The sequence below is a fragment of the Mesorhizobium sp. LSJC285A00 genome, assembly GCF_000503155.1.
GTDB lineage: Bacteria > Pseudomonadota > Alphaproteobacteria > Rhizobiales > Rhizobiaceae > Mesorhizobium.
The window spans coordinates 1-14,669 of sequence record NZ_AYVK01000010.1 but is presented as its reverse complement, the minus strand read 5'-3'; the positions used below and the strand labels follow the sequence as shown (position 1 = coordinate 14,669).

General features: G+C 58.8%; 10 protein-coding genes. 5 read left to right on the top strand and 5 right to left on the bottom strand.

What is annotated here, in order from left to right:
• Positions 1-19: 19 nt before the first annotated feature.
• From X726_RS158035 to X726_RS158050, 5 genes are all read right to left on the bottom strand, one after another.
• The gene (locus tag X726_RS158035) at positions 20-649 is read right to left on the bottom strand and encodes a hypothetical protein (RefSeq protein WP_155922515.1); all 630 of its coding nucleotides are present in this window, start codon (positions 647-649) and stop codon (positions 20-22) included.
• 100 nt (positions 650-749) lie between these two features.
• Entirely contained in the window at positions 750-1,781 is a 1,032-nt protein-coding gene (locus X726_RS158040) for a hypothetical protein (protein ID WP_156936421.1), read from the bottom strand.
• 181 nt (positions 1,782-1,962) lie between these two features.
• Positions 1,963-3,312: a hypothetical protein gene (locus tag X726_RS158045; RefSeq protein ID WP_023669247.1), complete on the bottom strand. Its 1,350-nt coding sequence runs from the start codon at positions 3,310-3,312 to the stop codon at positions 1,963-1,965.
• Between the two features lie 241 nt (positions 3,313-3,553).
• The gene (locus tag X726_RS1000000168020) at positions 3,554-4,876 is read right to left on the bottom strand and encodes a DegT/DnrJ/EryC1/StrS family aminotransferase (RefSeq protein ID WP_023827285.1); all 1,323 of its coding nucleotides are present in this window, start codon (positions 4,874-4,876) and stop codon (positions 3,554-3,556) included.
• A 230-nt stretch (positions 4,877-5,106) separates the two neighbouring features.
• Positions 5,107-6,735: a hypothetical protein gene (locus X726_RS158050; RefSeq protein WP_156936420.1), complete on the bottom strand. Its 1,629-nt coding sequence runs from the start codon at positions 6,733-6,735 to the stop codon at positions 5,107-5,109.
• 315 nt (positions 6,736-7,050) lie between these two features.
• Between X726_RS158050 and X726_RS1000000168015 the strand changes: the two genes are divergently transcribed.
• From X726_RS1000000168015 to X726_RS1000000168005, 5 genes are all read left to right on the top strand, one after another.
• Positions 7,051-9,168: an N-acetylmuramoyl-L-alanine amidase gene (locus X726_RS1000000168015; protein WP_156936419.1), complete on the top strand. Its 2,118-nt coding sequence runs from the start codon at positions 7,051-7,053 to the stop codon at positions 9,166-9,168.
• Between the two features lie 36 nt (positions 9,169-9,204).
• Positions 9,205-10,122 (top strand): DUF3616 domain-containing protein, encoded by a 918-nt coding sequence (locus X726_RS1000000168010; RefSeq protein WP_023669242.1) that lies wholly within the window; start codon positions 9,205-9,207, stop codon positions 10,120-10,122.
• A 179-nt stretch (positions 10,123-10,301) separates the two neighbouring features.
• Entirely contained in the window at positions 10,302-11,237 is a 936-nt protein-coding gene (locus X726_RS158055; RefSeq protein WP_023807855.1) for a hypothetical protein, read from the top strand.
• 268 nt (positions 11,238-11,505) lie between these two features.
• Positions 11,506-12,348, top strand: a complete 843-nt coding sequence (locus X726_RS158060) for a matrixin family metalloprotease (protein WP_031214812.1) — start codon at positions 11,506-11,508, stop codon at positions 12,346-12,348.
• A gap of 118 nt (positions 12,349-12,466) precedes the next feature.
• Positions 12,467-14,669, top strand: a 2,203-nt coding sequence (locus X726_RS1000000168005) for a DNA/RNA non-specific endonuclease (protein ID WP_198037302.1), incomplete at its 3' end; no start/stop codon positions are given.

Sequence of the window (14,669 nt, the reverse complement as noted above, 5' to 3'; positions counted from 1 at the left end):
TGCGAAATCAGCACTGACATTATACCGGCACCTTCACTTGCAAGCGTTGAATGCGTGGCTCTGCGCCCGGTTTTGGGACATCGGATATGTCGACGAATTGTAAATCGCAGAGCTGATAGGTGATTTTGACATTCTGCTGGGAGCCTTCCGGGAGAGGAAGCCCGCCCTGGGAGTCAAAGCGGATGATCTTCGTGGATTGGCCGTCGACGGTCGTATTGTCTGCGGTCGTAATAAATATCTCTGGATATGATTGACCCGAGCTGTCCACTACCTGCTTGTCATCTTCGGTATAGGAATAACACGGGTACCGCTTGAAAACGATCGCCGACCTGAGCCCGTAGTTCACGAACAAGATTTCAACATACCCGGCCTCCCCCGGGCTGGACCCTCCGCCCACAAAGCTGGCAGCCACAATGGCACGATTTTCCGTCACTTGTTTGGTTAGTGCCGGAAGTCCGACGACCAGAAATGTGGCGATTGACGCCAAACCGGTGATTATAGCCAAGACCGTTGACGCGTTCCCAAGATTGCCCCACCAGCTCTTCTTTTGAGATGTGCCACAGTGAGGACACTTTTCGGCGCCGTGTTCGATTTTGAGCCGGCATGCCATGCAGCGGTCTTCTGAGAAATCTGCAGCTTGAAGTGTCACGGTTCCCTCTCCTTTAAGTTAGCAGGTGCAACACGCTGCGTTTTGGCGGGTGGCTGCGCGCCTTTTCGATGAGTGATTGCTCAGGATCCGCCAAAACCGTTTATGGGTCGTAGGTGGTCACGACTGCGAAGTGATCGGACCCGTGCAACTGACAAGCTTTCGCCGCCCAATCGGTCTGCGCCAGGTCGACGCCGGCGTTGCAACCAAGCGTCGGCGCTTTGAAATCGGCTTGATCGCCAGCCGGCACAGCCATGTGATCGATTGCAGCGTCGGCAAAAGCGGTGTCCTTGTAAGTGCGACCCAGCCCCTGTGTAAGCAACGCAAACGCGCTTGCACCGATGAGGGGTGTCGTCAGGATTGCGAAAGTATCGTCGAACCCGTCGCCGGCGACGCAGGCTGCGGCGGGAAAGGGCGCTTTCTTGCATTCAAACGGCTGGAGATTGCAGTCCGCGAAAGCGGACCCTGCTTTGCCCTGTTCAAGACTCGTATTGAAGTCGCCGGCGATGATCGTTGTGCGGCCTTCTGCGGTCGCTTTGTCGGCGACGACCTTCACCGCGGCGATCACGCGTTCTCGCTCGGCCGCGTTGCGTTTATCGGCATCTACTTGACGGGCAAAGCCTTGTGCTATCGCTGTGATGAGCTTGGCTGGAACATCGATGGCCATATTTTCCAATGCCCGGTTTGCGTCCGTCGCGTCGGAGCATGCATTGTTGATATTGCTCTTCAGATGCACAGGAAAGATCGTAAGGCCGTTCGCCAGATCCACGCGCAGGGTACCGCGGTCGTTGCCTCCTGTTGGCTGGACCTGCGAAAGACCGCTCGAAGTTAGAAGTTCTTCCGCCACTTGCAGTCCGCCGAAGCTTCCAAAGACCTCATGCGTCCGCCCGTCGAGTTTCACATCGTACTCTGTGACGCGGATCATCGGAATCTTGGAGATAACCGCGACCTCCAGGCCCTCGTGGGCTGCTGTATTTGGAACCGATAGGTCGGATACCGCCACGTGATAGTTTGACCACCCTAAGTGATTGGCAACGATTTCGGCGCCAGTTCGCCCGATCACCTCGACCATTACGACCACATCGGGTGACAATTCAGCATCCAGGCCCGCGAAGTCAGCTTGCCGGCCAAGCATGGACTCCTCCAACCCACGACCTATGTTCCAGGATACAATTGTGGTCGACTGTGCAAAGACAACAGCCCGTCCACGCACAAAGCCAAGCGAAAGTCACAATTGCACGCATCAACGTCGTTCCTCCACTAGGTGCTCACCCTGCGGTGGGAGACCTCACACCGGCAAGTTGGGTAAGCGTTCTTCATGGTTCGTCGCGGGAAAACGGCGAAGGACCCACGTGGGACCTGTCTTGTGTCGGCGGCAGTATCCTGGACAGTGCTGCTTCGGCGTTGCCGCTCTTTTCTGCTTCAAAAATGTAAGGGGCAACATCGCGCGTTTCCGCGGCCTGGGATGAAAACTTTAGATCCACCCAACGGCGAAAATTGAAAATGCCACCCGCAAGCTGGAGTGAATAGTCGAGCGACTGGGTCTCGGCGACGAATGGTTCTGTGGGTGCGCGATTCTTGAAATAATGTCTCAGCGCCTGTTCATCGTAAGGATTGATGGTGAACGGCAAAAGGCCATTCATTTCATCAAAAACAGGGCCTTCAGGCGGAATTCCCCGACCCCAATCGAGGGCACGCGCATGGCAGGCAAGGCATGCAGACTTGAAGTTGTCGACGGGTCCATTGAGGCGCCCAAACAGTCCAAGATGGTGCCGAGGCAGCGAGAAAAACCGGGCAGCTACCGTGGGATTGACCCAGCTCTCCTGCACGGTGCCTCCATCTTCCTGATACTTCTTGGCAGTCAGTTCAGGGTCGTTTCCCCACATCAGTCCCACGGGAACGAGCTTTGACCAGACATCGTCACCAGCTGCATAGGCGTCGTACATGAACGTGCCAAAAACCCAACCTGTCAGGGCGCCAGCCGCTGGATCCTTCACCGCAACATCCACCTGCAAAAGGCGCATTTCCTGCACGGAGCCGCCTTCGCCAATGGCGGCGTTCCATATTTTCGACCCGGTTAGATATGGCACCCGCGAAACCGGCGCGGTGGTGAAGAGCAGCTTGATTGCAAATGTGTTGGGCGGGAACACCATGGCCTTGGTCTTCGGTCGCGCGGGGTCCCCCCAAACCTGACCGAGCCCATAGCATCCAACCCCGTTGTAGAACCCAATTGCCCAGTTTTCGTCGCGAGAGCGTTGATGCTCCGAGAGTTCGAAGAGGCGCGATCCTCGCTCGCGGGTCATACCGTGAATGCGCTCGCGAATATCCTGAAACCACGGCGCGTGGCACCAACTTTGCGATCCTTTCTCGATCCTCCAGTCAATAGAGACATTATCCTTCAGCCCATAGGCAAGAAGAGTGCGAAGGTAACGCTCAGGCTGTACTCGAAAGTCGATCCCACGCCATGGAGTCTCCACGGCTGGGAGGGTCTTCGGAAAGGAAAAATTGGCAACGAACTCCTTCTCCCCGGCAGGCAGACCAGAAAGAGCCATAGTGCTTGAGCACTTGAAGAGGATACTCGCCGCCGTATCGAGCGAGGCGTTCTCCGCAACGTCGCAGGCGGCGTGAGCCGGCCGAGGCGCAATAGCAAAGATGCCGAGCAACATCCAAATCAGCGTTATAGCATTTGCACAGACACGCATCCGCGTCCCCCATTGGTGTAGTCACCGGTCTGCCAGATTATGTTATACCTGCAGTGATCGTTATTTTAATACCGCAAGGTCCCTCAGTGTCGTCAGGCATAAGGTCTGGCAACCCGTTGCTTCGGGCGACGGTGTTCTACCTCAGGGGATCGCTCTCGCCTTCGACGATACCCCGTCCCACTGTCCATTTTCTGGGCGATCCGTGTTAGATAGACAGTACGGTCTCAATTGCATCAGCAACGATGTCGGCGTGATGTGGTTCATGGCCGTCGTGGAACACTATCTGCAACGAGCTTTCGATCCACCTTTCAGCTTCCGGGCAGTGTGTCTGCTTATAGTCAAAGACAGTCTCGGGGATATCCGGAAAGATTTGTCGGGCAACCAGCTCGGCCGGCCAGATTGGAGTTTCGTTGTTGGGTTGTCCGAAAGTGTCGAAAAAGTTTCGGTTCCTGAACACCCCAGTCCGATAAAGGGTCTCATCGCCGTAGGATTTACCGACGCCCATGCCGACCGAAGTCGCAGCGGCGCGCATTGCCTTCAGCACATCTTCCCGGCGCGCTACAAGATCCGGCTCCAAGCGAAACATTTGAAAGAAATAGCTGGAGATCGCTTTGCCGTGGTGTTGCTGCGGCCGCACACCGGGGATCTTTGACAGCCTCTCATCAAGCCGTTGGCCAACGGCTGTAAAGCGAGCCGCTACTTTAGCCAATTTGGGAAGCTGCGCCAGGAGCATGGCGAACTCCAGGTCGCTCATCCGGTAATTCACACCTGACCCGTTGTATATGTAGTGCTCGCTATTGGGATCCGTGACGCCGGTCCGGTTGCGGTGCTTGTCGGAGAAGTTGAGGCACCGCAGGAAATCATCCTCGCTCCTTACGAGGACAAAGCCGCCCTCGCCACACGTGATGTGTTTTTGGGAGTTGAGGCTGAAGCAGCCAGCATCGCCTCGCGTTCCCGCGGGACGTCCTTTATAGCTGGCCCCCTGAGCCTGCGCAGCATCTTCGATCACTTTGATATTGTGTTGCCGACAGAAATCAAGAATCGGATCCATATCTGCAGGCGAGCCCCCCAGGTGCACGACAATGACCGCCGAAGTGCGACTGGTAGCGACGCGCGCGATCGTTTCGGCCGTCAGCAATCCGGTATTCGGATCAAGATCGGCGAACACGGGAATCGCGTTCTGAAAGATCACCGGCATGACAGTTCCCATGTCGGTGATTGGTGGAACGATAACCTCCGTTCCGGCGGGAATTTGGAGGCCGCCAAGCGCGACGTGGATGGCGGCGGTGCCAGATCCCGCCGGGACGGCGCGGAGACGCTCGCCGCTCGTGTCGCTATAGTAGTTTTCCAAAGCCTCACGGGCCTCGTTCCAGAAATTCCGCTTTGGATCGCCGCTGCTGGTATAGGGCCATAGTTCCTGCCCTGCCAACGCGGCGTCAAGCAGTTGCCGCTCGGCACTGTCAAATCTGCGTCGCTCAGGTGCGGTCACAGGCTGTCCTTTCTGGTCGCGGGTTGTCGTGCGCGACATGCGTCGATTTCTTCACGCCCGAGGCGATCGCGACGTTCGGGCAGTTTGTTTGTCCACCCAGGCAACAAGGCCTCCTAGCTGAACGCGATTGAAGCTTTCTTCGAGTAAATGCGCTTCAGGAAAAAAAGGATAGTGGGCGCTGGGGCTCTTCAGGCCGTCGGGGACGAATTCACGACGATTTCACGCAACGGCGGTAGGACGCCAGACCGCGTCGCTAGCGGATGGGCCAGCTACGCTTCCAGCCAGTCATCGGCCCGGCCCGCAGCCTTCTTTTCTATTGCTGCCATGATCGGCAGCCGCCGCAGCGTGTTGACCGGATAGGCCGGATCAAGCAGCGCCGCTGGAGCAAAGTCGGGCTCCTGCTCTCGCAGAGCCTTAACAGCTTGGCGAAGCTGGGGCACTTCAACGCGGCGCAGCTGCAAGGCCACCTCATAACGCCGTGTCGAGACAAAATCCGGGCGGAAGCGAAGCGCCGTTCTGGCGTGCAGCAGCGCCTGATCGTAGTCAGCCAGAGCGGTTGCGGCCATGCAAGCGAAATGCTCGAAATAGAACTGATAGGGACTGTGCTTTGTAAGTTCCAGAGCACGCCGGGCTGTCTGGTATCCTTCTTCCAACTTGCCGTTTGTGCTCAGGGCGTTGGAGAGCAGCGCCCATCCCAACGGGTCCGTCGGATCGCGCTCGACGCCGCGCTGCGCCATCACGAGCGGGGTCCGCAGATTGCCTTGGTGAATATATTCAATCTGCGAACTGATTGTCTGGACAACGGCATCGTCGGGCGAGTGGCGGAGCGCCTCCGCAGCGAGCTCGGTGACCGGCGCAACGTTGTCCAGGAATGACATCGTTCGATGTTGAAAGAATGCGGCATTGCGCAAGAAGCCCCGCCACACCAGGTACCGGCCGCGCGGCTCTATCTCAAAGGCGCGCTTGAACAGGCTGTCAGCAGCAACGAGGCTTTTCTTGTCAAGACGAAAAAACAGGTTCCGCGCCTGGTGCGCCAGGACAGATGCGCAAGCATCCGCTCCATCAATCGATGCCGATTCGGCAAAAGCTTCGCAAACCCGTTCGACTGTGTTGAGCGCAAGCCTGTCCAAGTCGACCGACTCGTGCATCGCGCCGATGGCGCCAGGTACGCTTGCATTGTCGGACCACAGCCGTCTTCCATTCTGAATTTCGCAGGACAGGAAAACGTCACCACCAACCGCAACGGAAAGCACCCGGATCAAGAGCATCGCCTGCGGTTGGCCTGCGGGTGCATCGAGATCATCCGCGCCGCCGTCCCCGTCCGCACTCATGATCTCCAAATCGTCCATCTGCCGCAATGCGCTCAGAATCCGATTCTGCAACAATCGTGCGCCGACATCGGCCGCTGGCGCTCCTCGTGCATCGCTACGCACCAGCACGATGCGTCTTCGGCGCGGCGCTGCCCTACGCTGCTGCATCCATCTCTCGAGGACATGGCTGCGCACGTCGCGGATAACATGTTCGAATTCATGGTCGTGCACGTCGACGTCTTCAAAGGCCTCGACCGTGCCTGCCCGCCTCATGTCGGCAGACGCTTCATACACGACCTTGAAGCTCGCTGGGTCTAGAGTCACGGCATGGCGCGAGGCCACCAGCAGTTGGCCGTGCGGCCCCAACGCGCGGCGTATCTCACTAAGGGCCGCCCGCAAACTGCCTGCCGCTTGTTCCGCGGCCCGGTCGCTCCACAGGCGCTGCTGCAGCCATGCCCGCGTGCGGGTGTGACCAGGCGCGACGGCCAAAAGAGCAATCGCGCCGCGCGCCTTGCTACCTTGTGGCGCGAAATCACGCCCCCCCTCATCGGTGAGGGTAAGCCTGCCGAGAGCATTTAGCTTTAGCATGTCCGCCCTGCAGAAGTATTCTGTGCCCATATTTACTTACTGCAATTTTCTGCGTCCCGCTATCCATTAGAAGAAGCAAATGTTCATGCGTCCTTGCTGATCCTCGTGGGGAAAAGCAAAATCCTGCTGCTGAAGGGAGCGAAGTCCGTTCGGCAAGAGTTGCTGGGTAAGCGTGAGCTGACACACGCACAATAGCGGCTCCATTCACCCCTTAAGCTCGCATCGATGTATTTCACGGTGTTTTCACGCCCGCGATTTTTTTCCTGATCTAGGATTGCGAGCATCTCGAACGAACAATTTTGCAAAGCCGATTTGGTGAGATCGTTCGAACGATTGAATTGCCCATCGAAGGAGGATGCGTTGGATACCCAGGCACCGAAAACAAAGGTCAGATCGAATACCGGCTCGCACCGGGCAACCAGCGCGGCATCCGCCGATCCGCTGGGCATCATTGTCGACCTCTTGCCACCGGGTTTCCCGACGCGGCCTGGCACACGGATACGGCCGACCACTATTACCATTCACAACACCGACAACCCCGGTCCGGGCGCCGATGCCGACGCGCACAATCGATACATTCGCGGCAGCGACGCAGTCGCGCGCAAGGTATCGTGGCACTTCACGGTGGACGACAACGAGATCTACCAGCATCTCCCGGTCAACGAGATGGGCTGGCACGCCCATGCTGCCGCCAATGCATCCAGCATTGGCATCGAGATCTGCATGCATCGCGGCATGAATGAAGCAGCCGCATACGACCGGGCGGCACGGCTTTGCGTGTTTCTGGGCATGCAGCTCGGCATCACCGTGCCCGAGGGCCTGCGCCAGCATCATGACTGGACCGGCAAAAACTGCCCCAGCGTCCTGCGCGGGCGGCCAGATGGCTGGCAAACGTTCCTCGACCGCGTCGCCTTCTACAGCAGGGGATCGCGCAGGCGCGCAATGCCCGACGTCACCTTTGTCGCAGCGGCAAAGGCGGGAGCCGCGAGCAAGCTAGCTCCAGAGGCCATGGACGACGCGCTCAGGTCCATCGATCATCACTTTGCAGCGCATGCCGACGCCGGCACCGCTGCCGAGCAGGCCCTGCCGATCCCGACTGGGGACCCGATTGCGTTCGCCGCGTCCACAGCAAGCACAGTCTATTGGCCTGTTGTGACGCGCCATCCGCGCGCCTTGGAAGTCAACACGCGACTGGTCGGCGGAGGCGCTTCGGGTGCCAACGCCTCACGTCGCTTCCTTGCCGATCGAAGCGGCGGCGCCCGCTATCACTGCGCGATCGATCTCTATTGTTCCGAAGGAGACGCGATCGTCGCCGTTGAAGACGGCAGAATCGCAAATTTCTACCCCTTCTATGAAAACACCAACGCGCTCCTGGTGCAGCACGATGGATATGTGGTCAACTACGGCGAAGTCTCGCCCAACTCGCTCGCATCGCTCGGCCTGAGCGTCGGCGACCGGGTGAACGCCGGGCAGCGGATCGGCACTGTCGGCCGATTGAACATGCTGCATTTTGAAACTTATTCGAGCGGCACGACCAAAAACTATTCCTGGCCGAAGGCCAACCCCCGCCCGAGCCGGCTGCGCAATCCAAGCCAGCTTCTTCTTGACCTCGCTGTATCTGCCGTGCGGCTCGATGCCGATCACGCCACGACTGCCCTCAATGTTGCAAGATCGGACCGCATGCAGACTGTCAGCGCGCCCTCGATTGCTTTCGCGCCGACGGCCGTCCCGCCAATGGATGAGAAGGATTGGCATCCTTTCGGCAACGGAACAAGGGAATGGCGGTACGACGCGCGTGGCCTTGCCACCCGCGAGAACGGCACCGTCGAGCAACAGCGTTCGGAGCAAAGTCTCGATACGATAAGGAAGATCATGCAATACATGGGCTCGGAGCTGCTTGCCGCGAGCGCCAAACACGGCATACCGCCGGCGCTGCTCTTGATGACGGTGGCGACCGAGACGCACATCTACAAAGCCGACAAGTTCACAGGCCCGAAGACATTTCGCTGGGAGGCGCATGTCGAGAACGATGACGTCAATCCGCCGACGCTTGGGGACTATTCGGCGGGCCCCGTGCAATCGCTCGGCACGACGGCGCGCTGGGTCATCCGCTCGAAAGGCACGGCGTTCGGCCTCAACTACGATCCTTTTGCGGTCGCACCGGTGTATCCGGCCAAACCCCACCCCAAACCGGACAGTCATCCGCTGTATGACTTTGCGACCAATCTTGATCTTGGCGCTGCAGAAATACGGATCCGGCTCGACAAGAGCGGCATTGATCCGATCTTCGTGGCAGCCGCGTTCAACGCCGGCGGACTTTACAGCAGCGCGCATAGTCCGTGGGGTCTGCGCACTTATGGCGATCATCTCGACCGGGCGGCAAAATGGTACGGCGATGCCTGCGCGCTTTTGATTGAAATCGGGATTGTCTAGCCGGCGGGTTCGACAGACGGCAGCAAGGAGGCAGCTATGAACAGGAGCGTCGGCATCGCTATCGTTTTCTTTTGCGGAGCCGCAGCGGCCGGATCGACGGCCGACCTGCAGCGATACAGTGGGATTTGCGAGCCCTCCGGCGGAGCGTTTATCGGCCCATCAAGGTTCGCCGTCGCAAGCGACGAGTCGAATGTGATCCGGATTTATGAGCGCGGATCACCCACCATCTCTGCTTCCGTGGATCTTACGACATTCACCGGGTACGAGAAGTCTGATCTCGAGGGCGCCACTGCGAGAGGCGACACGGTCTATTGGACTGCCTCCCAGTCCAATAGCTCGGGCGGTAGCGACAAAAAGAGAAAGGTGATCTTCGCGACCCGGATTGTGCAGGGCAACGGCGGCACGACGCTCGAACCGACGGGGGTCTTGCGCGAGGATCTGAAGCCGCAGCTGGTGAAGCTTTCAGGATCATCCGACGGTCGCATCAACATCGAGGGTCTCGCCGCCGCACCCGATGGAGGCTTGCTGTTCGGGTTTCGTAATCTCGTCGACGGCAAGGCGGCGGTTGTGAAGCTGAAGAACGCCGACCTGGTGCTCGCCGCGAAAGACAGTCTGGCTGAATTCGGCGATACGGCGATGCTCGACCTGGATGGGCGCGGCATTCGCAGCCTGGAACGGGTTGGGGATCGCTATTTGATCGTTGCTGGCAAGGCCAGTGACGCGGCAGCCGTCGATTACGCGCTCTACTGGTGGGATGGGGAGCCCGAGCACAAAGCGGTGGCTTGGGAGACACAACCGAATCTCTCCGGTCTTGATCCGGAAGTTGCCATGGTGCTCCAGGACGGACGCGCGCTCCAGATTATCAGTGACGATGGAGACCGTTGTGCGGAAGTCGAGGAGGAGGATCCCCCTTCAGATCAGCGCGGCTTCTCCAGCATTGACGTTCCCCTCTGAGCGGCAGCGAGAACTACGAACTCGGATCGAGGCGATCAACTAGATGCGGCTGCGGGGCCTAGCCGCCGAGTACCGTGAGCTGACAGCAAATGAAAAGCGGCAGGTGTGTCGTCAGCGTCTCACCGCCAATCGCAGAAACACTTACGATGTAACCTGGAGCTAAGGGTATGAACTCTCCGATGACTGCATTCTTCGGCAGTGTTATCGCAGTACTTCTTCTATGCCTGTTTTCGTTTTCGACGTTTTATGTGATTTCGTTGGTCGTCGAAAATTGTCGGTCCATGCCGGTATGCGAGCCGGCATCTCCGTTATTTGGAGACGGCTTCAAGTATGTCGTCACCACCGTAGGCGGCTTGGTCTCTGCATTGGTCATTGCCCACCTGACGGTTACCGAACCAGGAAATGCGCCCACCGTTGGTTCCTTCGCGCCGGAATCCAAAGCCGCCGTCTACGCGACCAATACCGTTGTTGTGCTCTACCTTCTGGCATGGATCGCAACTGGCTTGGCCGCACTCGTTGTCGGCGTCATGCTCTACCCAAAGGCCAGTTCGACCCTTTCCGATATCGGCTCCACCTGGCTTGGCCTGGCAGTATCAGCGGCGTACGCATATTTCGGCATCAGGCCTTCATCCGATAGACGGGTAGGCGGCGGTCCTGCGACATTTACCACTGGCGACCTATCGCAGGGTCAAAAGGTCCCCAACGCATCGGAAGTGGTGACCTGCGGTCCGATCACTAAAAAAATTACACGCACCGATCCCGAATTCGCCGGTCTTGTCACGAATACAAACGCCAAGATCGTATTCAAGGACGAGGAAAACACCGGCGCGGATCGCATGATGACGCCCCGCCTCAAGAGCAAACTGGATTCCCTTGCCAATGTGGTTGCGTCGGAATGGCCCGGCGCCAAGCTGCGGGTTACGGAGGCTTGGGATGAGGACAATGAACATGCCGACGCCTCGCTCCATTACGAAGGCAGGGCCGCCGACCTCACGACCAATCCGGTCGACGGTGCAAAGCTCGGCAGGCTAGCTCGCCTGGCGGTGGATGCGGGTTGCGACTGGGTTTTCTTTGAGGACTCGTCCCACATACACGTCTCGGTGAAAGCTGGATAGGCAAACAAGAAGGTCGCCTGCAGCGGCAGGTGTTTCTCGTCACCGCGACACACGTAAGTTATTTCTGGCAGCACAGATCAGCTTGATCGAACTGCCAAAGGTCTTGTGTTGAGTCGCATAGATACTGTTTTTATCATAATATACTGTTGTATCATACAAACAAGTATGACATATATTATAATTTCTAACTGCCGTAATGTGTAAGATGCGTAAAACTGACGTCAGCGCAAACAATGCGCATGCACCGAACGTATTGGAGGATAGGTCGATGGCACGTTCACACGCGAAGACTACGGCGTCCAAACAAGCTGGTAACGCCAATCCGTTCAAACTGACGAGAACGAAAAAGGCGCAAGTCAAAGACGCCCACATTATTAGAGAGGGTGTGCGTTGCGACACGGAAAAGAGGGGGCACACAACGCCACACGGACGCACGCCGCTAGAAATTGTGGTCGATGCGTCCGAGGGCTTTATTCCGCTGTGGGCCAAGGGCACCACACTGCGCTGGCGTTTCCGTGACAATTCCTTCGCAGTGTTTGAAAATCAGGCCGCGGCGAAAGCGGCTGTAGAAGAACTGCTCGGCCAAGCCATCTTAAAGTGGGGCGACTCGGCTCCCGTCAAATTTGCCAAGCGCGACGATTCCTGGGACTTCGAAGTCGTCATGAGATCGACGGACGATTGCGATGACAATGGGTGCGTCCTGGCCAGTGCGTTTTTCCCAGACGCAGGGCGTCACAAGCTAACGCTTTATCCGCGTATGTTCGAACAGCCTTCGGAAGAACAGGTCGAAACGCTTATCCATGAGATCGGCCACATATTTGGCTTGAGACATTTTTTTGCATTGATCAGCGAAACCGACTGGCCTGCCGAGATTTTCGGGGAGCATAAGAAATTCAGCATAATGAATTACGGCAACGACAGTAAGCTAACCTCCCAGGACACATTCGATCTCAAGCGCCTTTATCAGATGGTGTGGAACGGCCTGTTGACGGAGATCAATGGGACACCGATCAGAATTGTAAAGCCATTTCATGCGAGCGGCGCGGCCACCGAAAGCGCGCTCGCGCTTGCGGCAACGCGGACCGTTGTCGCGCCATTGCCCGGGGCTTGAGATTCGCGACAGCGGAGCGGGTTTCGCCAGTGCAGACCCAAACCGTCGGCAAACCACCCATATTCTGAACTCAGATAGTTCTGCACTGGAAATTGACGCAAGAGGCATCGAATCGGTCATGACTTCCTTTGCATCGCAAAATCAGCTGCGCGAATTCCTCACGAAGACGACGGCGTCCAAAACGATCGAAGAAATGATGCCCGGTGCTTCTGGGCCGGAAAGCGCGGGGGCGGCTGAAACTCTGACCCGCACCACACTTCAGAAGCTGGACCGTGGCGAAATGCTCGATCCCCGTGAACGCTACCATCTTGAAGCGGTCATCTTGCCGGCGAAGCGACCCGCCATTGACATTGTGGGCGGCGACTTCAGCACACGACACCCCGATTGGCTGCATCTGAACAAGCCGGAACTCCGCGACCGACTGAAGGCGAAGTTCCCCGGCATCGGCCGGATTGAACTGCCAAATCACCCCACGCTGCCTTATGGCGGCACCGGCTTCGTGGTCGGACCCCGACTGCTCATGACCAACCGGCATGTCGCGGAGACATTCGCGGAGGGCCTCGGGACGTCGGGTCTGAATTTCATTCAGGGGCTCGAAGCAGGCATCGATTTCCTGAAGGAGCGCGGTCTCCCAGCGACGGCCTATCTGCAGGTGTTGCGGGTTGCTATGATCCACCCCCATTGGGACATGGCCCTCCTTGAGGTCGAAGGTCTACCCGCGATCCGCCAGCATCTGCGTCTCTCAACCCTCGATCCCGGCGCGATGACGGGCAAGGAAGTCGCCGTGATCGGCTATCCGACCTTCGACATTCGCAACCCCGCCGACATCCAGAACGATGTGTTCGCGGGGGTCTACGGCATCAAGCGCCTTCAACCCGGAAAGATACGCGAGATCGCAGCCGTCGACACCTACTACAACCGCGTCGTCGACGCTGCCCTCCATGACAGTTCCACGCTCGGCGGCAATTCGGGGTCGTGCGTGCTCGATCTTGAGACCGGCGATGTGCTCGGTCTCCACTTCGGTGGGCGTTACGCCGTCGCAAACTATTGCGTTCCCGCGGGCGCCCTGGCCGCCGACGGGCGCGTCATCGACACGGGCGTGACCTTCGCAGGCCCGGTCACGCGCAGGGCGACCGCATGGGACGACGCCTGGCGCCAAGTGTCCACCGGCTCGGCTCGGCCCGAGCCCGTCGACATCACGACTGGGCCTATCGCCGCGGACGCATCCCCATCATCTGGCTCAGGAGGACGTGCAATGGCCGCGAATGGCGAAGAAACGCGCATCACCATACCGCTCGAAATCACGGTCCGCCTCGGCCAGGCGCAACTCGGTGCCGCGTCCGTGACCACGCAACAATCCAACGCTACCGCGACGGTTATCGTCGAGCGCGCCGTCGAGCCGGTGCACGAGACCGACTATTCGACACGCAAAGGCTATAATCCGACATTCCTTGGGGTCTCCGTCCCCATGCCGAAGCCGCGACGCCCGAACGAACTGGTCCGCATGGCGGATGGCAGCCACGAAATCTCCTACCATCACTTCTCAGTGGTTATGCACAAGGCGCGACGGCTGGCCCTTTTCGCGGCGGCAAATGTCAGCGCCGATCCCGCCAGGAAGAGGCCGGGCAATCGGCCACAAGCGGACTATGGCCGCAAGGGCCTCGGCGGCATGGGCAAGGACGATAGCGAGAAATGGTTCGGCGATGGGCGAATCCTCGACACCGAGCAATTGCCGGACAAGTTCTACAACAAGGACCGCAAGGCCTTCGACAAGGGTCATATCGTGCGGCGGGAGGACGTCGCCTGGGGCGACACCTACGCCGAGATGCAGAACGCCAATGGCGACACGTTTCATGTCACCAACTGCTCCCCGCAGACAGCCCGTTTCAATCGGCCCGACGAGGAGGCCGACAATTGGGGCGCGCTTGAGAACCTGGTGCTGAAGAGCGCGCGAACCGAGAACCTGGCGGTCTTCGGCGGACCTGTTCTCGCCGGGGACGATCCGATCTTTCGCGGCGTCGACACGGAGGGCGAGATCGCGATCAAGATCCCTCGAAAGTTCTGGAAGCTGATTGTCGCCAGCACCGAGGGCCGGCTGCAGAGCTACGGCTTCACACTGGAACAGGACCTGTCGGGCGTCGACACCGAGTTGGTGGTGCCCGACAAGTGGGTCAAGTACATGCGCCCGATCGCCGAAATCGAGCAACTCGCAGGGGTCGATTTCGCCCGCAAGATCCGTGATGCGGACCAGTTCACCACCGCCGAGGGCGCCGGCATCATGGCGTCGGCCGGGGTCGCCGCCGGGCTGGCGGCCGGCGAAG